Annotated in this window: 23 protein-coding genes and 1 pseudogene; 21 read left to right on the top strand and 3 right to left on the bottom strand. The window is 54.7% G+C overall.

Translation table 11 applies throughout. The features are described 5' to 3' along the window. The first annotated feature begins 2 nt into the window (after positions 1-2). The 4 genes from JK231_RS12185 to JK231_RS12170 all read left to right on the top strand — a co-directional run bounded on the left by JK231_RS12185 (position 3) and on the right by JK231_RS12170 (position 4,179). Positions 3-923 carry an ABC transporter permease gene (locus JK231_RS12185; protein WP_097118783.1) on the top strand — a complete coding sequence of 307 codons (921 nt, stop codon included), beginning with the start codon at positions 3-5 and terminating at the stop codon, positions 921-923. Continuing rightward, entirely contained in the window at positions 923-1,789 is an 867-nt protein-coding gene (locus tag JK231_RS12180; protein ID WP_211728669.1) for an ABC transporter permease, read from the top strand. Before JK231_RS12185 ends, JK231_RS12180 begins: the two co-directional genes overlap by 1 nt. Beyond that, positions 1,786-2,718 carry an ROK family protein gene (locus tag JK231_RS12175; RefSeq protein WP_211728668.1) on the top strand — a complete coding sequence of 311 codons (933 nt, stop codon included), beginning with the start codon at positions 1,786-1,788 and terminating at the stop codon, positions 2,716-2,718. The genes JK231_RS12180 and JK231_RS12175 overlap by 4 nt, the downstream gene beginning before the upstream one ends. 228 nt (positions 2,719-2,946) lie before the next feature. After that, complete coding sequence (locus JK231_RS12170) at positions 2,947-4,179, top strand: MFS transporter (protein ID WP_211728667.1); 1,233 nt, start codon at positions 2,947-2,949, stop codon at positions 4,177-4,179. A gap of 38 nt (positions 4,180-4,217) precedes the next feature. Here the strand turns inward: JK231_RS12170 and JK231_RS12165 are convergent, their stop codons facing one another. Further along, a complete protein-coding gene (locus JK231_RS12165; RefSeq protein ID WP_211728666.1) occupies positions 4,218-5,096 on the bottom strand; it encodes a LysR family transcriptional regulator in 879 nt (292 codons plus the stop codon). Between the two features lie 123 nt (positions 5,097-5,219). Here JK231_RS12165 and JK231_RS12160 point away from each other — a divergent pair, with 123 nt between their 5' ends. Further along, positions 5,220-5,945 carry a pirin family protein gene (locus tag JK231_RS12160; protein ID WP_211728665.1) on the top strand — a complete coding sequence of 242 codons (726 nt, stop codon included), beginning with the start codon at positions 5,220-5,222 and terminating at the stop codon, positions 5,943-5,945. A 199-nt stretch (positions 5,946-6,144) separates the two neighbouring features. On the opposite strand, the gene iolG is transcribed toward JK231_RS12160, so the two are convergent. Continuing rightward, the gene (gene iolG / locus JK231_RS12155; RefSeq protein WP_211728664.1) at positions 6,145-7,143 is read right to left on the bottom strand and encodes an inositol 2-dehydrogenase; all 999 of its coding nucleotides are present in this window, start codon (positions 7,141-7,143) and stop codon (positions 6,145-6,147) included. Between the two features lie 239 nt (positions 7,144-7,382). Here iolG and JK231_RS12150 point away from each other — a divergent pair, with 239 nt between their 5' ends. The 6 genes and pseudogenes from JK231_RS12150 (at position 7,383) to JK231_RS12125 (ending at position 13,624) form a co-directional block, all read left to right on the top strand. Beyond that, on the top strand, positions 7,383-8,405 hold the full coding sequence (locus JK231_RS12150) for a LacI family DNA-binding transcriptional regulator (RefSeq protein ID WP_211728663.1): 1,023 nt from the start codon (positions 7,383-7,385) through the stop codon (positions 8,403-8,405). A 117-nt stretch (positions 8,406-8,522) separates the two neighbouring features. Further along, entirely contained in the window at positions 8,523-8,777 is a 255-nt protein-coding gene (locus tag JK231_RS12145) for a type II toxin-antitoxin system Phd/YefM family antitoxin (protein WP_034831240.1), read from the top strand. After that, on the top strand, positions 8,774-9,199 hold the full coding sequence (locus JK231_RS12140) for a type II toxin-antitoxin system VapC family toxin (RefSeq protein ID WP_097118791.1): 426 nt from the start codon (positions 8,774-8,776) through the stop codon (positions 9,197-9,199). Before JK231_RS12145 ends, JK231_RS12140 begins: the two co-directional genes overlap by 4 nt. A 577-nt stretch (positions 9,200-9,776) precedes the next feature. Next, positions 9,777-11,099 (top strand): annotated as a pseudogene (locus JK231_RS12135) (c-type cytochrome); the annotation flags it as partial. 326 nt (positions 11,100-11,425) lie between these two features. After that, positions 11,426-12,736: an MFS transporter gene (locus JK231_RS12130; protein WP_211728662.1), complete on the top strand. Its 1,311-nt coding sequence runs from the start codon at positions 11,426-11,428 to the stop codon at positions 12,734-12,736. A 327-nt stretch (positions 12,737-13,063) separates the two neighbouring features. Then, entirely contained in the window at positions 13,064-13,624 is a 561-nt protein-coding gene (locus tag JK231_RS12125) for a hypothetical protein (protein ID WP_211728661.1), read from the top strand. A 221-nt stretch (positions 13,625-13,845) separates the two neighbouring features. On the opposite strand, the gene JK231_RS12120 is transcribed toward JK231_RS12125, so the two are convergent. After that, positions 13,846-14,520, bottom strand: a complete 675-nt coding sequence (locus JK231_RS12120) for a GntR family transcriptional regulator (protein ID WP_097118793.1) — start codon at positions 14,518-14,520, stop codon at positions 13,846-13,848. Positions 14,521-14,634: 114 nt separating this feature from the next. Here JK231_RS12120 and JK231_RS12115 point away from each other — a divergent pair, with 114 nt between their 5' ends. From JK231_RS12115 to JK231_RS12070, 10 genes are all read left to right on the top strand, one after another. Further along, positions 14,635-15,315, top strand: coding sequence for a DUF2848 domain-containing protein (locus tag JK231_RS12115; RefSeq protein ID WP_211728660.1), 681 nt, complete (start codon positions 14,635-14,637; stop codon positions 15,313-15,315). Positions 15,316-15,326: 11 nt separating this feature from the next. Continuing rightward, on the top strand, positions 15,327-16,670 hold the full coding sequence (locus JK231_RS12110; protein ID WP_211728659.1) for an amidase: 1,344 nt from the start codon (positions 15,327-15,329) through the stop codon (positions 16,668-16,670). Beyond that, positions 16,670-17,305 carry a DUF4286 family protein gene (locus JK231_RS12105; RefSeq protein ID WP_211728658.1) on the top strand — a complete coding sequence of 212 codons (636 nt, stop codon included), beginning with the start codon at positions 16,670-16,672 and terminating at the stop codon, positions 17,303-17,305. Before JK231_RS12110 ends, JK231_RS12105 begins: the two co-directional genes overlap by 1 nt. After that, on the top strand, positions 17,298-18,611 hold the full coding sequence (locus JK231_RS12100; RefSeq protein ID WP_211728657.1) for an MFS transporter: 1,314 nt from the start codon (positions 17,298-17,300) through the stop codon (positions 18,609-18,611). The genes JK231_RS12105 and JK231_RS12100 overlap by 8 nt, the downstream gene beginning before the upstream one ends. A 271-nt stretch (positions 18,612-18,882) precedes the next feature. Then, positions 18,883-20,538, top strand: a complete 1,656-nt coding sequence (gene mdcA / locus JK231_RS12095; protein WP_058961679.1) for a malonate decarboxylase subunit alpha — start codon at positions 18,883-18,885, stop codon at positions 20,536-20,538. Next, positions 20,538-21,389 (top strand): triphosphoribosyl-dephospho-CoA synthase, encoded by an 852-nt coding sequence (locus JK231_RS12090; protein ID WP_211728656.1) that lies wholly within the window; start codon positions 20,538-20,540, stop codon positions 21,387-21,389. Before mdcA ends, JK231_RS12090 begins: the two co-directional genes overlap by 1 nt. Positions 21,390-21,402: 13 nt before the next feature. Next, positions 21,403-21,702 (top strand): malonate decarboxylase acyl carrier protein, encoded by a 300-nt coding sequence (gene mdcC, locus JK231_RS12085; protein ID WP_097118798.1) that lies wholly within the window; start codon positions 21,403-21,405, stop codon positions 21,700-21,702. Continuing rightward, a complete protein-coding gene (locus JK231_RS12080) occupies positions 21,695-22,531 on the top strand; it encodes a biotin-independent malonate decarboxylase subunit beta (RefSeq protein ID WP_160834099.1) in 837 nt (278 codons plus the stop codon). The genes mdcC and JK231_RS12080 overlap by 8 nt, the downstream gene beginning before the upstream one ends. Next, a complete protein-coding gene (gene mdcE / locus JK231_RS12075; RefSeq protein WP_211728655.1) occupies positions 22,528-23,328 on the top strand; it encodes a biotin-independent malonate decarboxylase subunit gamma in 801 nt (266 codons plus the stop codon). The genes JK231_RS12080 and mdcE overlap by 4 nt, the downstream gene beginning before the upstream one ends. A gap of 140 nt (positions 23,329-23,468) precedes the next feature. Beyond that, entirely contained in the window at positions 23,469-24,428 is a 960-nt protein-coding gene (locus JK231_RS12070; protein ID WP_058961684.1) for an AEC family transporter, read from the top strand.

Here is a 24,428-nt window from a genome sequence, read left to right as displayed (position 1 = left end):
TGATGAAAGCGTACGTTGCGAAAAAGGTGCTCTCGCTGCCGCTGATTATTTTCGGCGTGTCGATCATCGTATTTATCGCCATCCGCGCGTTGCCGGGCGATCCGGCACGCCTGATGGCGGGCCCGGAAGCGCCGCAGGAAGCGGTGGATAACATGCGCATCCGGCTGGGTTTGGATCAGCCGCTGCCGCTGCAGTACATCAAATTTGCTACTGAAGCACTGCACGGCAATCTGGGGGAATCGTTGCAGTCACAGCGCCCGGTAATCACCGAAATCAGCGAGCGTTTGCCCTACACCTTGTCGCTGGCGGCGCTGGCCTATCTGCTGGCGATTGCTATCGGCGTGCCTGCGGGCATGACCGGGGCGATCTATCGCCAGCGTATTCCCGATCAAATCGTGATGGTGCTGACCATTGCGGGCGCATCGATAGCCAACTTCTGGCTCGCGCTGCTGGCGATGAACTACTTTGCGGTGGAACTCGGCTGGTTGCCGCTGTTGGGCGCGGACTCCTGGAAGAACTACGTGATGCCGACCGTCACGCTGGCGATTTTGCCGATGGCGATGATTGCCCGCATGACACGCTCCAGCATGCTGGATGTGCTGAGTCAGGACTATATTCGTACCGCCAAAGCCAAAGGCTTATCGTCGGCGAATATTCACTGGAAACATGCGCTGCGCAACGCCTTGATCCCGATTGTCACCATCGTCGCACTTAACTTCGGTAGCCTGATTGGTGGCGCCGTGGTGACGGAGTCGGTGTTTAACTGGCCAGGCATTGGCCGCCTGCTGGTGGATTCGGTGAAGTACCGCGACTACCCGGTGATTCAGGGCGTGACGCTGGTGGCGGTCACCGGCGTGGTGCTGATGAACCTGGTGGGTGAAATATTGATTGGCCTGCTCAATCCAAAAATAAGGTTCGACTGATGAACAGCCTCGATACCTCTTTGCTGCCGACACGATCGCGCCGTCGCCAGTTCCTGTGCATGCTACAGAACAATCCGTCGATAGCGATTGGCGGCGGATTGGTGCTGCTGGTGGTGCTGGCCGCGGTGTTAGCACCGCTGTTAACCCATTGGGATCCGATCGAACAGGATCTGCTGAACACCTTGCAGGCTCCCTCTGCTGCGCACTGGTTTGGCACGGACGACTATGGCCGCGACATCTTCGCCCGCGTGATTTATGGCGCGCGCATCACGCTGTTCGAGGTCTGCCTGAGTGTGGCGATCTCGATGGTGATTGGTATTCCGCTTGGCATCATCTCCGGTCTGGCAGGACGCAAAATCGATGCGCTGATTATGTGGGTGATGGATATTATTTTCGCCTTTCCCGGTATCGTACTGGCGATTTTGATTGTTAGCGTGCTGGGTGAAGGGCTGGCCAATATGCTGATCGCGATTTCGCTGTTCTCCATTCCGGTGTATGCGCGCCTTAGTCGTAACCTGACGCTCGGCCTTAAGAACATGGAGTACATTGAAGCCGCGCATATGCTGGGCGTGCGCTATCCGCGTATCATTACCCATTACATTCTGCGCAACTCAATCGGACCGCTGATTGTGCAATCGACTCTAACGGCGGGCGCAGTGGTGCTGTCGGCGGCCAGCTTGTCGTTTCTGGGGTTAGGCGTGCAACCGCCGATGCCGGAGTGGGGCACCATGATGAGTGATGGGCGCAACTTCCTTGGGCTGAATATTTACGTGTCGCTGTTTCCCGGACTGGCGATTTTGATTACTGTGCTCGGCTTTAATGTGCTGGGCGACGGCCTGCGTGATGTGATGGATAAACGTTTATGAGTACAACACCGGCAGTGATCTGCCTCGATCTGGGCGGTTCGTTCGTGAAGTTGGGTGTGATGGATGCGCAGCAGCAGCTGACGATCCTCGATCAGCAAAAAATCCCGGCAGACAGCTGGCCGGATTTTACCGCGCTGGTGAGCCGCATGATCCAACAACATCAGCATTTCAGCACGGATTCACCGCTGGCGATCTCCACTGCGGGCATCGTGGCACCGGATAGCGGTGAGATGTTTGCCAGTAACATCCCAGCCTTTCATCAACGCAACCTCAGCCAGGCGCTGGGAGAGTTACTGCAACGTAAAGTGATCGTGCATAACGATGCCGACTGCTTCACTTTCGCGGAAGCGCAGGCAGGTGTGGGCAAAGGGCACAAAGTGGTGTTTGGCGCCATTCTCGGTTCCGGCGTCGGCGGCGGTTTGGTGGCAGATGGGCGAATCATCACCGGACAGAATGGCCTGACGGGTGAATGGGGCCATGGTCCGATTACGCTGACCGAAGTGGACATTGAAGGCGAGACAATACGCTTGCCGCGCCAGCCTTGTCCCTGCGGTCAAAAAGGTTGTCTCGATAGTTACGGCGGCGCGCGCGGGCTTGAGAATCTCCATCGCACTTTGCATGACGTTAATGCGAGCAGCCTCGACATTATCGCCGGCTGGCAACAGCAGGAAGTGCAGGCTAATCGCACGATTCAGGTGTGGTTACAACTGGTAAGTCAGCCGCTGGCTTACACTATCAATATCACTGGCGCTTCGCTGGTGGCGGTGGGCGGAGGATTGGCTTCGGTGACAGCGTTGATGGAAGCATTGAATGAGGAAGTGCAGCGTTATGTGTTGCGCAGCACTCAGCATCCTTTAGTGGTGCCCGGCGTGTTTGCCCATAACGGCGGAATGATCGGCGCGGCGCTGCTAGCACGGCAGGTTGCTTAACGAAAATGCACACACTGCAGCGGTGCCGGTCAACATACCCTTGCTTTGCGCCGTGATGGGCGCAAGGCGGCTAATCAACGATTAATTAGCAGCCACATAATTCTCTGCCATCGAATTTTCATTTAAATCAGTTATCATGTTCCGCTAAATCCTTTCAGTCTCAACGATGGTGGCCTTCAATGCCGCCACGATTGTGATTGGATTCTTCACCTGCGTTACTGGAAAACCATGTCATCTGCACAACCTCAACTTAATCAGCTGCCGGAGCAGGCATCGCTGCCACGCGCCAGTGTGCTCAAAGCGCTGTTTGCGCTCGGCACCGGTGGCTTTGCCATTGGTACCGGCGAATTCGTCATCATGGGCCTGCTGCCCGATGCCGCCACCGGCCTCAATGTTTCTATCCCTACGGCGGGCCACCTGATCAGTATCTACGCGCTGGGCGTGGTGATCGGCGCACCGCTGTTGGCTGTGCTCGGTGCTCGCGCTTCACGCCGTAACTTCCTGATGACGCTGATGGGCCTGTTTGCCGCGGGTAACCTCTTTAGCTCGGTAGCACCGGGTTACTACTCAATGCTGCTGGCGCGTTTCCTCGCCGGTTTTCCGCACGGCACGTTCTTTGGTGTCGCCGCATTGGTCGCTGCTGGATTGGTAGAGCGCAGAAAACGTGCTCAGGCCGTTTCGATGGTGCTATTTGGCCTGACGATCGCCAACCTGCTTGGCGTGCCTGCGGTTACCGCGATTGGACAGGTGTTTGGCTGGCGTGAAGCGTTCGCCATTGTTGGCGTATTAGCGCTGTTGACCATAGTGCTGGTGGGCATGTGGGTGCCGAACGTGGCGGGTGACAAAACCGCCAGTCCGTTGCGTGAACTCTCGGCGCTGACGCGCAAGCAGGTGTTGCTGACGCTGGCGATTGGTGCGATCGGCAGCGGCGGCTTGTTCTCGGTGTTCAGCTACGTGAAACCTACGCTGACCGAACTGGCACAAATGCCAGTGAGTTGGATTCCGGTGGTGCTGGCGCTGTTTGGACTCGGCATGATTCTCGGCAACGTGGTGGGGGGGCGTCTGGCGGATCGTGGACTGGAGAAAACCATTCGCATGGTGCTGATCTGGTCGGTACTGGTGCTGAGTGCCTTTGTGTTCACCGCGCACTATGCGTTTGCCGGTTCACTCAACGTGATGCTGGTCGGTACCATGGTGGCGCTGGCGAGCGTGCTGCAAATCCGTTTAATGGATGTGGCGGGCGATGCGCAAACCATGGCGGCGGCGTTGAATCACTCGGCATTTAACCTGGCGAATGCGCTCGGCGCATGGCTGGGTGGCGTGACCATTTCTGCGGGCCTTGGCTGGCAGTCTACGGGTTGGGTCGGTGCGATTCTGGCGGTGTTGGGCTTGTTGATTCATGGTATCGCGGTGCGCGATGCACGGAGAAAGTCGATTACGTTTGCGCATGAAAGCGCCTAGTTGATTCTTATCGGGCGGCCATCAGGTCGCCCGTTTCATTATCCTGCCAACTTTTCCTGCAAAAACGCCATAAATACTCGATTCACTTCGCTGCGCTGACGATGCTGTGGATAGAGCGCGTTCAGGTTGAGTGAGGAAGGCTGCCACTCATCCAGCACGGTCATCAAATCACCGCTGGCTAAGGCCGGTGCCACGATAAACTCCGGCAGTAGAATCAGCCCCAATCCAGCCACTGCCGCATCACGCAGCATCTCGCCATTATTGCTCACCATCGGGCCTTGCACCGCCATCACCTTGCGTTGTTCACCGTTAAACAGTTCCCAGCCGGTCTGGCTTTCTCGCCCGTAACGCAAACAAGCATGATTGAGCAGATCCTCCGGTTCACGTGGTGCGCCCGCGCTCTGAATGTATGACGGACTGCCGCAGATCACGCGGCGAAATACGCCCAGACGTTTGGCGATCAAGCTTGAGTCGGGCAGGGTGCCAATACGGATCGCCATATCAAAGCCTTCACCGACCATATCGACGTAGCGGTCCGCCAACTCCACCTGGAACTGCAATCCGGGGTGCTGACTGAGGAACTCGGCGATATACGGTGACAAATGGCTGATGCCAAACGACATCGGAACACTAAGACGAAAGCTGCCTTGCAACACCTGTTGCCGGCCAGATACCGCCTGCTGGGCTTCCTGCACATCATCGAGAATACGTTGCGCATGTTGGGCAAAGAGTTGGCCGTTATCCGTCACCGACAGTTTACGCGTGTTGCGATTCAGCAGACGCGCACCGAGTGATTCCTCCAGCGCGGCAATACGGCGGCTAACGTATTGCTTCGACAGCATCAACTGTTCGGCGGCGGCGGTGAAGTTACCGGCTTTAATTACTGCGACATAAATACGAAGATCTTCTATCTGCATATTGTCCACTTTTCGGTGACAGTCATTGTCAGGTTAGCGCATTGTTGGGCAAATTAGTTTACGTATACTTATCCTCATTCGGAAGGGCAAGCGTCTTTCCACCGCACATTTGAGGAGCAAACCATGATTGAACAACGTCTGTCAGAACAACGCGGAGTGGGTGACCACGGTTGGCTGAATTCACATCACACTTTTTCCTTCGCGAATTACTGGGATCCTAAACAGACCGGCTTCTCCGATCTGCTGGTAATCAATGACGACCGTGTCGCACCGGGTCGTGGCTTTGGTGCGCATCCACACAACAATATGGAGATCATCTCCTATGTGCTGGACGGCGCGCTGGAGCATAAAGATTCAATGGGCACCGGTTCGGTGATCGTCCCCGGTGATGTGCAGTTGATGAGCGCGGGTAGCGGTGTGACGCACAGCGAGTTCAACCACTCGAAAAGCGACAACGTGCACTTCCTGCAAATCTGGATTGTACCGGGCGAGCGCAACACCCAGCCGGGCTATCAGCAGATCTCCGTGCCAGAGAGCGAGAAACGCGGGCAACTGCGTTTGATTATTTCGCCGGAAGGGCAAGAGGGCAGCCTGAGCGTACGTCAGGATATCCGCATCTATGCCGGTTTCTTTGATGGTGCCGAGCAGCAGACCTTCGCACTGGATGCCGATCGTTACGCCTATATTCATGTGGCGCGCGGCAGCATCGAAGTGAACGGTGTGAAATTCAAAGAAGGTGACGGTGCGCGAGTGCGTAATGAGAGCGCATTGCACTTCGCCCATGGCGATAACGCAGAGGTGCTGCTATTCGACCTGCGTCCGCTGGAAGTGAATCATCCACAGCGTTAAAACAGGTCAGGGCGTCTTAACGGACGCCCTGAAGCCTATGCGTTTTGCTTGCTTAACGTCGGCATGAATGAGCAACACAATGCTGCCTATGTCGCGCTGACCGGTTTGCTTAAGCTTCAGTGAGCTTTCAATCAAGCTTCCATCTTTATGGCGAGTTGAAGAAGGGACGTACCAGGGTTCGCCCCTTATCAGCACCGCCTTACAACAGCGACTGCGGTGCGACCGGTTTGCCGGTTTTCAATGACTCCAGCGCTGCATCCGCCAGTAATAGCGCCTGCAACCCATCATTCCCGCCGGGGTACTGGCCTTCGCCTTTTGCCAGCGCCTCAATGAGGGTCGCCAGTTCATTGCGGTAAGCATCGGCATAACGCTGCAGGAAGAAGTGCTGCGGCTTCTGCGCCACCACCCCGTTTGCCACGGATTTCACCAGCTGTGATTCCAGCTGATTCGTTACCTGCAACATCCCTTCGCTGCCGTGTACTTCAATACGCTGATCGTAGCCGTAGCTGGCACGACGGCTGTTGGTGATCACCGCCATCTTGCCGCTGGCGCAAGTGAGGGTGACAACGGCGGTATCGACATCGCCCAGCGCTTTAATCTCGGGATCAACCAGCGCCGCCGCGCTGGCATATACCGATACCGGCTCTTCATTTAACAACCAGCGCGCCATGTCGAAATCATGAATCGTCATATCACGGAACAGGCCGCCAGAGACTTTAACGTACTCGGCAGGCGGTGCGCCTGGATCACGCGAGCTAATGGTCACCAGCTCGGTTTCACCAATCTCGCCATCACGCAGACACGCCTGCAAATGCGCCATGCTCGGGTCAAAGCGACGGTTAAAGCCAACCATCAATGGCACGCCTGCTTCACGCACCGTGGCTAAACAGCTCTGCACGCGCTGCAAACTTAAATCCACCGGCTTCTCACAGAAGATGGCTTTTTTGGCGCGCGCGGCGGCTTCAATCAAATCTGCATGGGTGTTAGTGGCGCTGCAAATCGCCACCAGATCAACCGAACTGTCCGCCAGAATGGTGTCGAGATCTGCCACTTTGGCACCGTATTTCTCTGCCAGCACATTAGCAGCAGGGGCGTAGACATCCATCACATACGTCAGACGACATTGCGGATGCGCGGCGATATTCCCAGCGTGGATCTGTCCAATACGGCCAGCACCTAAGAGAGCAACATTGAGCATTTTTTTAATTCCTATAAGGGCGACAGGTGATGGCGCTATTAAGCGTATTGGTGAAGTTTTAAGTCAAAGCAAAGCCTGAAACGGATGCTAAAAGGATGAGGCCGATCACATGAAAATTTGAAGTTAATGACCTCAAATATATGATTGTTCGCTGGATTCATGGAGTTATAACAATTTGATTATCAGTGTCTTATCAAGCTACTGTTTCATCCATGAGGTGAAGGACATCAGGAAATATCATGACGCTGCAAAACTGGAAATCGCCATCCATTAAAGCCATCGCGCAGGAAGCGAGCGTGAGTCCTGCCACCGTTGACCGCGTGCTCAATGGACGGGAAGGCGTGCGCGAGGTGACGCGCAAGAAAGTTGAAAATGCCATGGTGCGGTTAGGACTGAGTGGCACAGAAGACCCTCGCGGAGCGGCAAAGCGTATCGCGATTGTGTGTGAATCCGGCACCAGCTTTGTCGCGCAGCTTGAGTTTCATGCACGCGCGGTAATGCGCGAGCGTCCGCAACTTCACATCACACTGGATACGTTGCCGAGTGCGCAATTCCACGCTGACCGCTTTAGCAAGCTGATTGAACGCCGCGCTACTGAAGCCAGCGGCATTATTCTGGTGTGTCGCGATGACGTGAAGATCAACCGTGCGGTTAAAGCCGCCATTGATGATGGTGTGCAGGTGATTTGCCTCACCAGCGATCTGCCCAATTCGCGGCGTACTGCTTATGTGGGTATCGATCAGACCGCTTCAGGCGCGACTGCCGGTTGGTTTATGGGCCGCATGCTGCCGCCGCAGCAACCAGGCAATATTCTGCTGATTTGCAGTTCGACCTATCGCACCCAGGAGGAGCGCGAGATCGGCTTTCGTCGCGTGCTGCGAGAGGCTTTCCCGTGGCTGACGATTCGCGACCGCGTCAACATTAACGACGAAGCCGCAACCGCCTGGCACAGCGTGAAAAAGTGGCTGGAAGAGGGCAAACCGCTGGCCGGAATTTACAACACGGCGGGCGGCAACGAAGGCGTAGCTAAAGCGTTAGAGGCATTTGGTGTACAGGATCAGGTGATCTTCGCCGGGCATGAGTTGAGTGAATCGAGTCGCTTGCTGCTGGAGAAAGGGACCATGGATATGGTGCTGGGGCATGACATGCGGCGCGAGATCGAGCAGTGCCTGGAGATATTTGAAAAGCCGCTGAGTGAGCGCTTGCCGGAGGATGTGAAAACGCCGCTGCTAATTTATCACCGCTATTCTTATTTTTCTTGAACTTCAATCAGCTAGATTTCCAGTACCCTTGAAACATGCTTATTTTCAGCATGGTGTTGAAATATTGTGCAGCTGACGTATCATGTAGTTATGTTTCTACATTCTCAGGAGGCTGTTATGGGTATCTCAACAATTTCGAGCCGTTCGTTCAATCAGCAGGTATCAGCTGCGAAAAAACTGGCGGAGGAAGGCCCTGTATACATCACTGATCGCGGAGAACCAGCCCACGTATTGATGACGTTTGAGGAATATAAAAAGCTAACGGGTACACGACGCAATATCCAGGATGCACTTGCTATGCCCGGTGTCGCTGATATCGATTTTGATCCTCAACGAGTGGACATAGACTTCAGGGATGTGGATTTTTCATGAGATATTTGCTTGATACCAATGTCATTTCGGAAATGCGTAAGGCAAGGACGCCCAAAATTGATCCACAAGTATCCAACTGGACGGATACGGTAGATGCGGGTGATATGTTCATATCAGCGATTACGATTATGGAGATCGAAAAAGGCATCCTTCAGGTGTTGCGAAAGGATGTGCGTCAGGGAGAAATGCTACGCGAATGGTTTGCATCAGTGGTATTACGTGAGTTTTCAGGCCGTGTACTGCCTTTTGATGCCGAAACTGCCATTTATTGTGCGAGCCTCCATGTACCCGACCAACGTTCCGCGAATGATGCAATGATCGCGGCCGCTGCCTTTCGTCATGATATGACTGTAGTTACGCGAAATACCAGGGACTTTGAAGGACTAGGCGTTATGTTGCTCAATCCATGGGAGTGGCAATAACATCATCAGAACACATTTAAGAATCAGAATAAAATAATAAGACTAATAAGACTAATAAGACTAATAAGACTAATAAGACTAATAAGCGATATGTAGCTATTTTAATTGCAGGGTTATTTAATTGAACGAAATCCGGCGCTGTTATTGACCGGTATCTATCAGCCTCGTATTTCTTATATCCAGGTCAATAACTGTATTATCGAACTAAATGTCATTTACCAACGTCAATGAATTATTAATGCAGAGGGGCTGAGCCTTCATTTGCTCTGGCCGTTTATCCATGTCCAACCCCTTCGATTTCGTCCCTTGCGGCTTCAATCACCCGCTCTGAGAGTTTAGCCAACATATCCTGTGGGCGTTGACCACCAAGAAAGCTGTTCACTGACAAGAACCAGAACGCTATTCCCCAACCATCTTTATGATCTGCGAATATCTTCAGCACATCAGAGAGCGCTTTCAATAATAGCGTTCAACTGTCTGTGTGATTAATTTTTACCCACATTCAATCCCTCCTCGCAACTATCCCAAACCCAACAATTTTTGAGCTAAATTATCATTTAGAGCTATGGACGTGAATTTGCTGCGTCAGGGTGAACAGGTTGCCACCGCGTCTGACTGCCAGGCATGCCACACTGCACCGGGCAGTAAAACCGCTTACCGCGGTGGATACGGTATTGCTTCGCCGATGGGCACCATTTACGCCACCAACATTACGCCGGATAGCAGCGGCATCGGCAATTATAGCGAGGCCCAGTTCTCCGAGGCAGTGCGGCACGGTGTTCGCGCGGACGGCGCGCAACTCTATCCGGCGATGCCATATACCTCTTACAGCATGATGACCGATGAAGATCTGCACACGCTTTACTACTACATGATGCATGGCGTCAAAGCGCAGGCGTAGCACAACCCGCAGACCGATCTGCCGTTCCCGTTTAATCTGCGCTTCAGCATGCGCTTCTGGAACATGATGTTCGCCAACAACAAGATGTGGCAGAACGATGGCAGCAAAAGCGTGGAGTGGAATCGCGGTAACTATCTGGTGAACGGGCTGGCACACTGCAACACCTGCCATACTCCGCGCGGATTTATGATGCAGGAGCAGCAGGATCGTCCACTGGCTGGCGGACCGCTGGGTAGCTGGTATGCGCCAAACATCACGTCGGATGAGGTGAGCGGAATTGGCGGCTGGAGCGATGACGAGTTGGTGCAGTATCTGAAAACCGGACGCGCACCGGGCAAAAACCAGGCGGCGGGCGGTATGGCGGAAGCGGTTGAGCACAGCCTGCAGTATCTGCCGGACAGCGATTTACATGCTATCGCCACTTACCTGAAAGGCACCGCACCGATTCGTGATGAAGGCGACACTATTCCAGCCTTCAGCTACGGCGCGCCTTATGATGTGGAAAACAGCGTGCGTGGGCGCAATCCGAACAACGCCAATCACTCGCTGGACAACGGCGCGGCGCTGTTCAGCGGCAACTGCGCCAGCTGTCACCAGCCGGATGGCGCGGGCAGTGCTAATCAGGCCTATCCATCATTGTTCCACAACACGGCAACCGGGCTGCGTAATCCGAACAACCTGATCTCTGCCATTTTGTTTGGTGTGCAACGTGACACCGCCGATTATCAGGTGCTGATGCCGGGCTTCAGTTCGCCGTCCTATGTCGACAAACTGAATGACCAGCAGGTCGCCGATATCAGTAACTTCGTGTTAGCGCATTACGGCAATGCCGAGGTTACCATGACGGCGGGTGATGTGGCGTGGGTGAGAAAGGGCGGTCATCCACCGCTGCTGGCGCGTCTGCAACCGATGATGTTGCCGGGTATGATCGGCGCGATCATTGTGTTGCTGGTGGTGATTGTCGCGTGGCGCTTGATGCGTCGCAGGCGTGTAGATTGATTCCAGGTGCGCAAGAATGCGCACACTACAAACTGCATTAACCTTCGCAAGGTCGCCTATTATGGCGACCTTGTTGCGTGTCATGTTACGGCATCAGGTTACACCTGCTATTTCAGCCACCAATCCTAATCAATCATCCCGCCAAAAATCGTATGGCTGCGCTTGATGGCTCTAAAACCAGAGAATTTTGCCCCTGCGATCACGCCGTAAGTAACACAGTTTCTTAACATTCATCTCAGTGATTAGGATCGCAATAATTATTACCAAACTCTCTTTAATAAGAAGCCATAGAGTTTACGCATGGTTGCGCAAAGAGAGAGGGCGTTATGCACAAGAAAATCCCCGGAACACGTTGGTATCGCGTTATTGCCCCGATTTTAATTACCTGCATCATCTCGTTTATGGACCGTGTGAACATCAGTTTCGCGCTGCCGGGCGGCATGGATCAGGACCTGGCGATCACCAGCCAGATGGCCGGTATGGTCAGCGGCATCTTCTTTATTGGTTACCTGTTCTTACAGGTACCAGGCGGATGGATCGCGGTGAATGGTAGCGGTAAACGCTTTATCGCCTGGTCACTGATGGCGTGGATGGTGGTCTCTATCGCCACTGGCTTCGTCACCAACCACTACCAACTGCTGGCGCTGCGCTTTGTGCTGGGTATCTCCGAAGGCGGTATGCTGCCAGTGGTACTCACCATGGTCAGCAACTGGTTCCCGGAAAAGGAACTCGGGCGCGCCAATGCCTTCGTGATGATGTTCGCGCCACTGGGTGGCATGTTTACCGCCACGATTTCTGGCTACATCATCAACGTACTCGACTGGCGCTGGCTGTTTATTATTGAAGGTTTGCTGTCTGCAGCGGTGTTGCTGGTGTGGTGGCTGGTGATCGCCGATCGCCCGGAAGAGGCGCGCTGGCTCCCTGCCCGTGAGAAAGCGTATCTGTTACGGGAACTGGCCCGCGAGCGCGCCGCGCATCGCAGTGCTGCGCCAGTGAACAAAGCGCCATTAAAAGCGGTTTTCCGTAATTCTGGCTTGATGAAACTGGTGGCACTGAACTTCTTCTATCAGACCGGCGATTACGGCTACACGCTGTGGCTGCCGAGCATTCTGAAAAATCTCACCGGCACGAATATGGCGGGGGTGGGGTTGTTAGCGGCGATCCCGTTTGTTGCCACTATTCTGGGGATATATGCGATTTCGTGGCTCAGCGACCGTACAGGAAAACGCCGTTTGTGGGTGATGGTTTCCCTGTTCTGCTTCGCCGCTGCGCTGCTGGCATCGGTGGTGCTGCACAGCAATATCGTCGCGTCTTATATCGCGCTGGTGGTGTGCGGTTTCTTCCTGAAAGCGGCGACCAGCCCATTTTGGTCAATTCCCGGACGTATTGCCTCGCCAGAGGTGGCGGGAGGTGCGCGTGGCGTAATCAACGGGCTGGGTAATCTGGGCGGATTCTGCGGGCCGTACCTGGTCGGCATAATGACGATGCTATATGGGCAGAGTGTGGCGGTGTGCTGGCTGGCGGGATCGCTGGTAGTGGCCGGCATTATTACGGCACTGCTGCCGCATAATTGCGATATCAATCCATCAGCTCCACGTAAAATCGGGGCGGATGAGCGGTTGATGAGCGTTAAGTAAATGGGTGCGCTGCCGTTAGCAGCGCAACGCTTGCCACGCAGACACCATTTTAGAGTGGCACTTAAAGTTCATTAGTAACAGCGTGCCAAATTCTTCATATTCAAATTTATCGAAGATTTTTTCCTTTCCAGACCCCAATTATTTGAATAAATCTCCCTTACTCGGTTTGTCTCAATGCTGGTACGTAAGTATTTCGCAAATAACTCGCAAGCGAAATGAAATAACCCTGCGCGGCATGATATGAAAGGTGTATGATTTTTTTTGAGACTTAAGTCCAATGTAAATCAGAAAAAGCCTAATTAATTGCAACATTGCGTGGGTATTCGCATGCCACTGACTAACGCCAGGGTACTTAATCTGGGAACGACTTCGCTCGTGCTGTATTCAGATTGCCAATACACCGTAGCGGGTATTTCAGCCATGATGCGTGAGAGATTTCCACAGCAACAAACCGACAGTGCTATCATTATCGTCAATGCTTGCTCGGTGTCTTTAGAGGCAAGAATGAATGATGTTTTTGTCTTACGAAAAAGATACGGCGAGCGCGTATTTATTTTCGTGCTGACGCAGGATAAGGACAATTACGAGGTCTATTCCCGGATTCATTTTGTTTCGCTGAGATCCTCAGCCAATGCGCTGCTGTGCTATATCATGAGTGCGGTGCTATTGCATGAGAATAGAGGCGTAATGTTGTCGCTGCAAAGTATGCAAATCATCTACATGAAATCACTGGGCGTTGAGATTGCCGATATTGCGGCGCTGATGAACAAAAGTTACTCAACCATCAAAAATAATTTGTCATATTGCAAAAGACGTTTGCATATCAGGAGTTCATTCTCTGAGCGAGCGCTGATCTCTATTGCGAAAGGCATTGTCTCTAAACATTAAGAAGGCTGGTTATGTCACAACTGGTTTTGGTCTTTATATTATGTATCGTGTTGGCATTTTCAATTTACGCCATTTTTCATGGTAAAAAGAAAAAGCGTTTTTACAGCAAAAAAAATTCAAGTCGTCGTTAGGATCCCAACATGTCAGCGCCCAGCCGCCGCAATCCGGTTGCTTGGTTTCCTACAAGATATAAGCGGCAGGGTGGAGAACGGCGGTAGACATCAAGTCGAAAGCAGGGCGCGCTTAAACGAGAAAATATGAGCACGGGCCGCATCGGCCGCGCGTTGCTTATCGCCAGACTTCAGCGCCTCAATAATCTCATTATGCTCCGCAATGACTTCATCCATATGGACAACATTGGACAACGTTGTCGCCCAAAAGCGCTGTGCCTGCGCATGAATCACACTCAGAATATCTGACAGCCGACTGTTTCCGGCGATATCGGCCAGCACCTGATGAAATTCGCGATCCAGCAACATCATTTCCTCGCGACTACGTGATTCGCTCGCTCTGGCGATTTGCTGGTTCAGTTCGCGCAGCTGTTGAATGTGTGAATCAATAACTTTCTGACTGGCTAGCTCAACACACAGGGTTTCATTGACCAATCTCACCTCAATTAACTCCAGTGCATCATCTATCGACAAAGGTGCCACCATCACGCCTTTGCGCGGGATGATCTGCAACAGCCCCTCGGTGGCCAGCCGATGAATCGCTTGATTGATCGGCGTCCGACCCATTGCCAAATCATCCATCACCTGAGCGGTATTTAAATACTCCCCTGGTTTGTAGCGAAGCGTGATGAGCTTGTGCCTGAACGCCAGATAAGCCTGTTCATTCAAAGAGAGGCTCTTTTCCCGGCTGGCTGGGTTCACATTTTCAGTAACTGACTCACTCATCACGACGTTCCTTTTTTTGCCAATGAGACATATTACACAAAAATCTGGCATGAAAATCGCTAGTTTGAAAACACAGTGAAATTTCACAGTGATTTTTCAAATGGAGATCATCACATGCACCTTCAGTTCACAACCGGCGATAAAGCCGCTAGCACGCTCGATGTCGAGGTTTCCCATTTCATTATTGCGGGTTGGGCCGGACGCGATAGTGATGCGGTGTTGCACCATATCAGGGAGCTTGAGGCACTGGGTGTGCCCGCTCCCGGTGCAGTACCGTTGTTTTACCGCGTTGCGACCAATCAACTGAGCCAACAGCCACTGCTGGAAGTGGTCGGCGATGAAACCTCCGGGGAAGCTGAGCCCTTTGTGTTTTTCCATCGGGGCGAATGGTGGGTCTCCCTCACTTCAGATCACACCGATCGTTATCTGGAAACCTTCAGCGTTGCCCTTTCCAAACAGGCCTGTATTAAACCGGTTGCCAGCAAAGCCTGGCGCATGAGCGAGGTGGTTGAGCACTGGGATACGCTGGAGCTGACCTCGTGGATAAAAGAGCAGGGCGAATGGGTGGTTTATCAGCAGGGCACGCTGGCCTCATTACTCACGCCGCAAGATCTACTGGCCCGCTATCTGAACGGCAACACCGCACAAGAAGGATTGGCAATGTCCTGCGGCACGCTGGGTGCGATTGGCGGTATTCGACCTTCCAGCGAATTTCGCATGGCGTTGCACGACCCGCGCCTGAATCGCACGCTTGAACACGCTTACTGCACTGGCGCGCTGCCAGTGGTCGCTTAAGGAGCATGCTAATGACCACACTCTGGCAAGCATGTCAGCAGCTTCAGGCAGGTAATGCGTCTCCTGAAGCTTTTACTGAATCGGCATTGCGCGCAGCGCAGGATCCGTCAAAAGAGGGGGATCTTGTTTTCACCACCCGCTATGCCACCCAGGCCGCTCAACAGTCAACAGCAGCGAGTGCGCGCTGGCAAACACAGCAAGCCTTCAGTGCTATTGATGGGCTGCCTGTCAGCATCAAAGATCTCTTTGATGTGCAAGGCGAGCCAACCACGGCGGGTTCACATTTGCTCCTGAATGCAGAACCGGCAGCAGCTAATGCCCACGTGGTTGATCGCTTACATCAGGCTGGGGCGGCGATTATCGGTAAAACCAACATGACCGAATTTGCCTTTTCCGGGCTGGGTATCAATCCGCATTACGGCACACCGGCTAATCCGTGGCGTCGCGAAGACAAACGCATTCCGGGCGGTTCTTCTTCTGGTGCGGCTGTCGCCGTGGCAGACGGCATGTGCCTGGGCGCTATCGGTACTGACACCGGTGGATCGGTGCGTATTCCTGCTGCGCTGTGCGGCTTGACCGGCTTTAAACCCACCGCGAATCGCATCAATCAGGCGGGTACGTTACCGCTCTCTGCCTCGCTCGACAGCATCGGCGTGATTGCCCATGACGTGCGCAGCTGCTGGCTGCTGGACAGCGTCATCGCGGAACAGCCGCTTGAACTCCAGCAGGTGGAGTTACGCAGTGCTCGTTTCGCTATCCCGCAGACCCGCGTGCTGGAGGGACTCGACGAAGACGTTGCGCAAGCCTGGAAAAATGCCATCGAAGCACTGGAACAGGCCGGTGCCACCCTGGTTGCACTGCCGCTTGAAGAGCTTGATGAGTTGAACAGTATGAATGCGCGTGGCGGCATTACCGCTTACGAGGCATGGCAATGGCATCAACAATCCGCACTGGCGCAACCCGAAGCTTACGATCCTCAAGTGTTAGCGCGTGTGCAGCGCGGCAGTTTGCTGACGGAGCAAGATGCCCGTGAACTTCATCAACAGCGCAAAGCGTGGCAGCACCGCATTAATAGCGCGCTGGCAGACTTTGACGCCTTACTCATGCCCACCGTTCCGCGTATCGCACCGACCCTCGCTTCTCTGGAGGATGCGCAGCAGTACATGGAGGTCAACGCGCTGATGCTGCGTAACACCAGCGTAATCAACATGCTGGACGGCTGTGCACTCTCTTTACCCTGCCATCAAACCGGTAGTGCGCCGGTTGGCCTAAGCCTTGCTTCTGTTCATGGTGATGACGCCCGCTTAATCAGCTGGTCGCTCGCCGTGGAAACTGCCCTCAACTGGAGATCCTGATGATGACTCAATCCCACGGCATGCTGTTTGTCGCCACTAACATTGGCGCTGAAGACGAAGCGGACTTCAACCAATGGTATGACCATGAACATGTAGAAGAGCGCGTCGCGATTCGTGGCTTCTTAAGCGGAACGCGCTATCAGGCTATCCATGCCGAGCGCAAATATCTTGGCCTGTATGAAACCGAGGCGCTGGAAGCCTTTACCAGTGCGGATTATCACGCAGCCTTCACTCGCCAGACCGAATGGTCAGTGAAAAATCTGCAAAAGATGGTTAATCCAATGCGTCGGGTCAGCGCGATCACCCATAAGCATGGCAAAGGGACCGGCAGCCATCTGGCGGTGGTGACGCTGAAAGCGCTGGATGCCAGCGTGTTGACTGCGTGGCAGCAGCAAATTAGCCATACCCCGGGCTATGTTGCCTCCAGTTTACTGACCCCGGATGTGGCGCTCAGTTCTCCGTTGCCGATGGAGAGTAAAGGACAGCGGCAGATGCTACCGATGCTACTGATTCACTGCAGTGACGCATCAAGCTGTGACCAGTTGGCCGCACACGCGGCGGAATTGATGACCGGCGATGTTCAACGCTATGCCTTTAGCTGGCAGTTAACTAAACAGGAGTTGGCACATGGCTAATACAGACTCTTCATTGCAGCAGACGGTGCGTGATAAGCGCACGGCTTCGAAAACCGGGCGCCTGGCCGCTGCCAGTTTCATCGGCACCGCGCTGGAATGGTACGACTTCACCGTCTACAACATTATGGCGGCACTGGTGTTTAACCATGTGTTCTTCCCCAGTTTTGATCCGCTGGTTGGCACCATTCTGGCGTTTTCGACCTATGCGGTAGGTTACATTTCACGTCCGCTGGGCGGTTTTGTGTTTGGTCATCTGGGGGATGTCGCAGGGCGCAAAGCCGTGTTGATCATCACGCTGGTGATCATGGGCGTCACCACCGCCTTAATGGGCTTGCTGCCAGGCTATGCGGTGTGGGGCATCTGGAGTCCGGTGCTGTTGGTCGCGCTGCGTTTTGTGCAGGGTATTGCACTGGGCGGTGAATGGGCGGGTGCCGTTTTACTGTCGATGGAGCACGGTGATGCTGATAAACGTGGGCGTAATGCATCTTTTGCACAGGTGGGGCCTTCCTGCGGAACCTTGATTGGCACCGGGTTTATCACCCTGGTGACGGTGATGGTGAGCGGCGATCAGTTCCAGGCATGGGGCTGGCGCATTCCGTTCCTGCTGAGTCTGCTGCTGGTGCTATTTGGATTGTGGCTGCGTCGTGGCGTGGAAGAGACACCGACCTTTGTCGCGATGCAGGTTGCGGAAAAAACGACGCATACGCCACTGAAAGAGGTGTTTGTCAACTATTCGAAACAGCTGCTGATTGCGGGGGGATCACGTATCGGTTCTGATGTGCTGTACGCGCTGGTGGTGGTGTTTACCCTGACCTATGTCACCACCGTGCTGCAACTGCCACGCCCTTTGGCTTTGATGGCTACGATGTTAGGTGCAATAGGGAATGCGATCACCGTCCCGATGTTTGGCGCGCTATCTGATAAATGGGGACGCCGCCCGGTGTACATCACTGGCGCAGTGTTGGCGATCATCTGGTCATTCGTGTTCTTCGTGCTCCTGGACAGCACGCAGCCGGTGCTGATTGTGCTGGCGGTGATAGGGGGTCTGCTGATCCACGCAATCATGTATGGCCCACAAGCCGCGTTCGTCACTGAACAGTTTCCCAGCCACGTTCGCTATGCCGGGTCATCACTGGCTTACACGCTGGCCGGTATTGTCGGTGGAGGGTTTGCGCCGTTGATTATTACTACGCTGTATAAAGAAATGGGCAGCACGCTGTGGGTGTCGCTGTACGTTACGCTGGCGCTGCTGATCACGCTGTTTGCCGTGTGGAAGGCAAAAGAGACGGCACATAAGCCGTTGTAACTAAGTGGATTACGGCAGTCATTGAGTGTGGGTGGCCTTAGGGCCGCCCACAGCTACCTGACATTATTCACATCTCCACCCCTTACTCCTCCCAAAGCAGCGGTACACAATTCTCCCCACCAATCGTTGACCAACCGCAAATTTCTGTCATCTCAATCATTACTCTCAGGCTAACGATCCCACCTTCAGGTTGATTGATGGCATCACCGCTTAAGACCACACTTTCCTGCGTTGACGTAATCAAGCGATTCGCTCATTCAGGAGGTTAGTCATGTCATCAGGACAACAAACGGCGCGGGTGTGGAATACGCGCCGTACCGAGAAACAACGGCGACAGGCGTCGTTGCCGGTGCAGGGCAAAGTATTACCCACCGATCAAATGGTTGAGATGCTGGAAAAATTAATCTCGCCTGGCGACCGCGTCGTACTGGAAGGCAATAACCAAAAACAGGCCGATTTCCTCTCACGTATGTTGGCCGAGGTTAACCCGAAAAAGGTGCACAATCTGCATATGATCATGCCGAGCGTGGGTCGCAGTGAACACCTCGACATCTTTGAAAAAGGCATCGCCCGCAAGCTCGATTTCTCCTTTTCCGGCACGCAAAGTCTGCGTATTTCGCAGCTACTGGAAGACGATCAGCTGGAAATCGGCGCGATTCATACCTACATCGAACTCTACTCTCGCCTCTACGTAGACCTCGCACCGAATGTCGCGCTGATCGCCGGATACAAAGCTGACCGTAAAGGCAATCTCTACACCGGGCCAAGTACCGAAGACACGCCAGCACTAGTCGAAGCGGCTGCTTTCCACGACGGGATTGTGATCGCGCAGGTTAACGAACTGGTGGACGACGAGTGTGATCTGCCGCGCGTGGATATTCCTGGTTCGTGGATCGACTACGTAGTAGTAGCTGACAACCCCTTCTTTATCGAACCGCTGTTTACCCGCGACCCGCGTCTGATCAAACAGGAACACATCCTGATGGCGATGATGGCGATCAAAGGCATCTACGCCGAACATCAGGTGCAATCGCTCAATCATGGCATTGGTTTCAATACCGCCGCTATCGAACTGCTGCTGCCGACCTACGGTGAACAGCTCGGCCTAAAAGGCAAAATTTGTAAACACTGGACGCTGAACCCGCACCCCACCTTAATTCCCGCCATCGAAAGCGGCTGGGTCGAGAGTGTGCACTGCTTCGGTGGTGAACTGGGGATGGAAGAGTACATCCGCGCGCGCCCGGATATCTTTTTCACCGGGGCCGATGGTTCGATGCGCTCTAACCGCGCCATGTGCCAGCTGGCAGGTCAGTATGCCGTCGATATGTTTATCGGCTCAACGCTGCAAATCGATGGCCTGGCGAATTCCTCAACGGTTACGCGCGGTCGCCTTTCTGGCTTCGGTGGTGCGCCAAATATGGGCCACGATCCGCACGGTCGTCGTCATGCCACTGCCGCCTGGCTGGCAATGAAAAATGGCGAAGATGCCATGGAACGTGGTCGCAAGCTGGTGGTGCAGATGGTGGAAACCTTCCAGGCAGGCGTGAAGCCGACCTTCGTAGAAAAACTCGATGCCATTGAAGTGGCGAAAAACTCTGGAATGCCGCTGGCGCCGGTAATGATCTATGGCGATGACGTCACGCATGTGCTGACCGAAGAAGGTATTGCCTATCTGTATCGCGCGCAGGATCTCGAAGAGCGTCGGGCGATGGTGGCGGCGGTGGCCGGAATTACCGATATCGGTCTGGGCGTGGATGCCAAACGCGTCGCTGAACTGCGTCGTAGCGGCAAAGTGGTGTTCCCGGAAGATCTTGGGATTCGCCGATCTGATGCCACGCGTTCGCTGCTGGCGGCCGGTAGCGTGGCCGACCTGGTCGAATGGTCTGATGGCCTTTACAACCCACCGGCAAAATTCCGGAGCTGGTAATGAAACGACTTGCGCCGCAATCGGTTGAAAGCCACCTGCATCAACTGGCACAGCACGCCACCGATTGCCTGATCGAAGAAGTGAACCTGACGCCCAAGCCGGGGCTGGTGGATCGTCGCGGCAGCGGCGCACATCAGGATCTCTCGCTGGCGCTGATGGAGCGTTCTGCCCGCAGCCTGACCCCGACCTTTTATGCGCTGGCGCAACAGTGCTGGCAGCGTCCAGCGGATATCGCACTGCGCGAAACCGTGGGCCGCCTTGGTCGCGAAGGGGAGCGTCAGATGATGGCTGCCACCGACGGGGTGAATACCCATCGTGGCGCGATCTGGGCATTGGGTTTGCTGGTCAGCGCGGCGGCGATGCGCGGCGGTGAGGCAAGCAGCGATCAACTCTGCACTTGTGCCGCTGAACTGGCTTGTTTACCGGATCGCCACGCACCCAAAACCTTCAGTAAAGGGTTACGTGCCGTGCATCGCTTTCAGGTGCCGGGCGCACGTGAAGAAGCGCAACAGGGCTTTCCGCATATCACGCAGCTGGCATTGCCGCAGTTGCAGCGCAGTCGAGAAGCCGGGGCCGATGAAACCGAGGCGCGGCTTGATGCGTTGATGGCGATTCTTACCTCGCTCAGTGACACCTGCGTGCTCAACCGCTCAGGCATGAACGGTTTGCTGACCTTACAACGTGGTGCGCACGCGGTGTTACAGGCGGGTGGTACTGCGCACATAGCGGGTCGTCAGGCTTTACAACAACTGGATAGCGCGATGCTGGCGCTGAATGCGTCTCCCGGCGGCGCGGCTGATTTACTCGCCGCCACGCTGTTTATCGATCGCGTCAGCATCGCCACTCATTGATTAAGAGGTTGCTATGGAAAAGATAACGTTGTCTTACCCGGCACGTCGCACGTTTAGCGGAAATGCGCTGGCGGGCGTAGTGGGATCGGGTGATATGGAAGTGCTGTACCGCGCGGATAACAGCGCCTTGCTCAGCGTGGCGATCACCACCTCGGTGGATAACAGCAAAGCGCGTTGGGATGCGTTGTTCAGCCGCCTGGCGGAACTGACTGAGCTACCGGCGGGCCAACTGGTGATCCACGATTTTGGTGCCACGCCGGGCGTTGCGCGTATTCGCATCGAACAGGTGTTTGAGGAGGTGAACCATGCGTGATGACAGCAGCTTTATCGAATTACGCGCCCGTCAGCGTGCGCTGGCATTGCTGGACAGCGGCAGTGCGCGCGAACTGCTCGATCCGTTCGAAGGCGTGATGTCTCCCTGGCTGGAGAAACAGGGCATTGTGCCACAAGCCGATGACGGCATGGTGGTGATGAAAGGCACGCTTAACGGCAATCCCACCGTGGTAATTGCCATTGAAGGCACCTTCCAGGGCGGCAGCATGGGGGAAGTCTCCGGCGCAAAAATGGCGGGTGCACTGGAGCTGGCGGCTGAAGACAACCGCAACGGCATTCCGACGCAAGCCATATTGTGTCTGGAAACCGGTGGTGTGCGGTTGCAGGAGGCCAATTTGGGGCTGGCGGCGATTGCGGATATTCACGCCGCCATCGTCGATCTGCGTCAATACACACCGGTGATTGGCATTGTTGCCGGGACCGTTGGCTGCTTTGGCGGAATGTCGATTGCCGCCGCGCTGTGCAGCCATTTGATTGTGACGCGTGAAGCACGTCTGGGATTGAATGGCCCGCAGGTGATTGAGCAGGAAGCGGGCATTGATGAGTATGACTCGCGTGACCGCCCATTTATCTGGAGCATGACCGGTGGCGAGATTCGCTATCAAAGCGGGCTGGTCGATGCGCTGGTGTCAGACGGTGTCCAGGCGATGAAAACGGCAGTGGATGCAGCGTTGGCGCAAGGGGTTCCGGCACAGCATCGCAGTGAAAACTATGCATTTTATCTTGAGCGTTTAAGCCATTTCGATACCGCTCAACAGGCCAGCACAGCCACCATTCATCAGGTCTTCCATCCGGAGGTGAAATCATGAGCGCACACAACAGTCGGGGTGAGCTGTGGCTCAGCCAGTTAACCGGCGGCGCTGCCAGCCACACAGGGCTTTGCCCGTCCGTGCAGGTCGCGGATGCCGAACTTAATGGCGAAACCGCTCGTTTCATTGCTGTCGTTCCGGATGCGCACAATCGCTATCCACGCGCTGTGCAAGGCGAAGTCGGTTTGCTGGAAGGCTGGACGCTGGCAAAAGTGGTGCAAGAGACCATTGCGGAAGACGCCGCAAACGCAGTGAAGCGACCCATCATTGCGGTGATTGATGTGCCAAGTCAGGCTTATGGCCGCCGTGAAGAGGGCTTTGGTATTCATCAGGCACTGGCGGGCGCTGCGGGCGCTTATGCACAAGCGCGTCTGGCCGGGCATCCGGTGATTGGGCTGATCGTGGGTAAGGCCATGTCCGGCGCGTTTCTGGCGCACGGTTATCAGGCCAATCGACTGATCGCGTTTAACGACCCGGCCGTGCAGGTGCACGCCATGGGTAAAGCCTCAGCGGCGCGTATCACCCTGCGCACCGTGGAAGCGCTGGAGAAACTTGCTGCCAGCGTACCGCCGATGGCCTATGACATCGGTAATTACGCCACGCTCGGCCTGTTGTCATCTCTGCTGGACATCACCCATCCGGATGCGCCGACGGCCGAAGAGATCACGCGTGTTAAAGCCACGCTGGCGGAAGCGATTGACGATACGCGCCGTGTGCCGGGTCGAGGTTCGCGCCTGGCGGCACCGAATCGTCAAAGCTCGGCACTGGTGCGCGAACGTCTGCGCGCCAGTTGGTAATACCCTAATAATAAAAAGCATTAAATCAACCTGCCGGCTGTCAGTATGCCGGACGCACGCGGCGTCCGGCCTCTGCGGCAACTGATAAATTCAACACCATCGCGTCAGTACTCACTCTTTTAATAACAAACAGGTGATTTATGACTTACGTGATTCTGCATGCTCTGGCTCCGATCTTCATTATCATGTTGCTCGGATTCTGGGCCGGCAAAGCCAAAATGGTTGATAACAAGAACGTCTCTTTGCTCAATATTTTTGTGATGGATTTTGCGCTGCCCGCCGCGTTGTTTAGCGCCACGGTACAAACGCCGTGGAGCGGGATTGTGGCGCAGATGCCGCTGATTGTGGTGCTGACGCTGGCGATGTGGGTGGCCTACGCGGTGCTCTATTTTGTTGCCACTAAAATCTTCAAAAAGTCGCCACAGGATGCGGCTGTATTGACGCTGACTGTGGCGTTGCCTAATTACGCAGCGCTAGGTTTACCCATCCTTGGCAGCGTGGTAGGAGAAGGTTCGGCGACATCGCTCTCTGTTGCCGTCTCCATTGCCTGCGGTTCAGTGCTGATGACCCCCTTCTGCCTGCTGATTCTCGAACGTGAAAAAGCGCGTACCGCCGGGGAAACACAGCGTTCAACGCTGGCGATGCTGCCGGTGTTGATGTGGCGTTCGGTGAAAAAACCGATTGTGCTGGGACCGCTATTGGGCGTGGTGCTGTCAGCCATAGGCATCAAAATGCCGGATTTGGTGCTGGCCGCGATTAAACCGCTCGGTCTGGCTGCCACCGCCGCCGCACTGTTCCTGACCGGGGTGATCCTCTCGGCACGTCAGTTGAAAATCAACAGCATGGTGATCAGCTCGACAGTGACCAAACTGCTGATCCAACCGTTACTGGCGTGGGGCATTGTGATGTTGTTTGGTTTGCACGGCACCGTGGCGATCACCGCGATTCTGATGATTGCGCTGTCAGCCGGTTTCTTTGGTGTGGTATTTGGTAATCGCTTTGGTGTGCAGTCACCGGATGCCGAAGCGGTACTGTTACTGAGTTCACTGCTGTCGATTGTGTCACTGCCGCTGTTTATTAGCCTAACTTCAGGAATGTAA

This window comes from Pantoea sp. JGM49 (assembly GCF_018257655.1).
Taxonomy (GTDB): domain Bacteria; phylum Pseudomonadota; class Gammaproteobacteria; order Enterobacterales; family Enterobacteriaceae; genus Pantoea; species Pantoea communis.
The sequence above is the reverse complement of the archived record's forward strand: the minus strand, read 5'-3'. Positions and strand labels throughout refer to the sequence as shown.

Bases quoted from the DNA above. Each gene is read 5' to 3' on its own strand.
- JK231_RS12185 (WP_097118783.1), top strand. From the start codon at position 3: ATGAAAGCGTACGTTGCGAAAAAGGTGCTCTCGCTGCCGCTGATTATT.
- JK231_RS12180 (WP_211728669.1), top strand. From the start codon at position 923: ATGAACAGCCTCGATACCTCTTTGCTGCCGACACGATCGCGCCGTCGC.
- JK231_RS12175 (WP_211728668.1), top strand. From the start codon at position 1,786: ATGAGTACAACACCGGCAGTGATCTGCCTCGATCTGGGCGGTTCGTTC.
- JK231_RS12170 (WP_211728667.1), top strand. From the start codon at position 2,947: ATGTCATCTGCACAACCTCAACTTAATCAGCTGCCGGAGCAGGCATCG.
- JK231_RS12165 (WP_211728666.1), bottom strand. From the start codon at position 5,096: ATGCAGATAGAAGATCTTCGTATTTATGTCGCAGTAATTAAAGCCGGT.
- JK231_RS12160 (WP_211728665.1), top strand. From the start codon at position 5,220: ATGATTGAACAACGTCTGTCAGAACAACGCGGAGTGGGTGACCACGGT.
- iolG (WP_211728664.1), bottom strand. From the start codon at position 7,143: ATGCTCAATGTTGCTCTCTTAGGTGCTGGCCGTATTGGACAGATCCAC.
- JK231_RS12150 (WP_211728663.1), top strand. From the start codon at position 7,383: ATGACGCTGCAAAACTGGAAATCGCCATCCATTAAAGCCATCGCGCAG.
- JK231_RS12145 (WP_034831240.1), top strand. From the start codon at position 8,523: ATGGGTATCTCAACAATTTCGAGCCGTTCGTTCAATCAGCAGGTATCA.
- JK231_RS12140 (WP_097118791.1), top strand. From the start codon at position 8,774: ATGAGATATTTGCTTGATACCAATGTCATTTCGGAAATGCGTAAGGCA.
- JK231_RS12130 (WP_211728662.1), top strand. From the start codon at position 11,426: ATGCACAAGAAAATCCCCGGAACACGTTGGTATCGCGTTATTGCCCCG.
- JK231_RS12125 (WP_211728661.1), top strand. From the start codon at position 13,064: ATGCCACTGACTAACGCCAGGGTACTTAATCTGGGAACGACTTCGCTC.
- JK231_RS12120 (WP_097118793.1), bottom strand. From the start codon at position 14,520: ATGAGTGAGTCAGTTACTGAAAATGTGAACCCAGCCAGCCGGGAAAAG.
- JK231_RS12115 (WP_211728660.1), top strand. From the start codon at position 14,635: ATGCACCTTCAGTTCACAACCGGCGATAAAGCCGCTAGCACGCTCGAT.
- JK231_RS12110 (WP_211728659.1), top strand. From the start codon at position 15,327: ATGACCACACTCTGGCAAGCATGTCAGCAGCTTCAGGCAGGTAATGCG.
- JK231_RS12105 (WP_211728658.1), top strand. From the start codon at position 16,670: ATGATGACTCAATCCCACGGCATGCTGTTTGTCGCCACTAACATTGGC.
- JK231_RS12100 (WP_211728657.1), top strand. From the start codon at position 17,298: ATGGCTAATACAGACTCTTCATTGCAGCAGACGGTGCGTGATAAGCGC.
- mdcA (WP_058961679.1), top strand. From the start codon at position 18,883: ATGTCATCAGGACAACAAACGGCGCGGGTGTGGAATACGCGCCGTACC.
- JK231_RS12090 (WP_211728656.1), top strand. From the start codon at position 20,538: ATGAAACGACTTGCGCCGCAATCGGTTGAAAGCCACCTGCATCAACTG.
- mdcC (WP_097118798.1), top strand. From the start codon at position 21,403: ATGGAAAAGATAACGTTGTCTTACCCGGCACGTCGCACGTTTAGCGGA.
- JK231_RS12080 (WP_160834099.1), top strand. From the start codon at position 21,695: ATGCGTGATGACAGCAGCTTTATCGAATTACGCGCCCGTCAGCGTGCG.
- mdcE (WP_211728655.1), top strand. From the start codon at position 22,528: ATGAGCGCACACAACAGTCGGGGTGAGCTGTGGCTCAGCCAGTTAACC.
- JK231_RS12070 (WP_058961684.1), top strand. From the start codon at position 23,469: ATGACTTACGTGATTCTGCATGCTCTGGCTCCGATCTTCATTATCATG.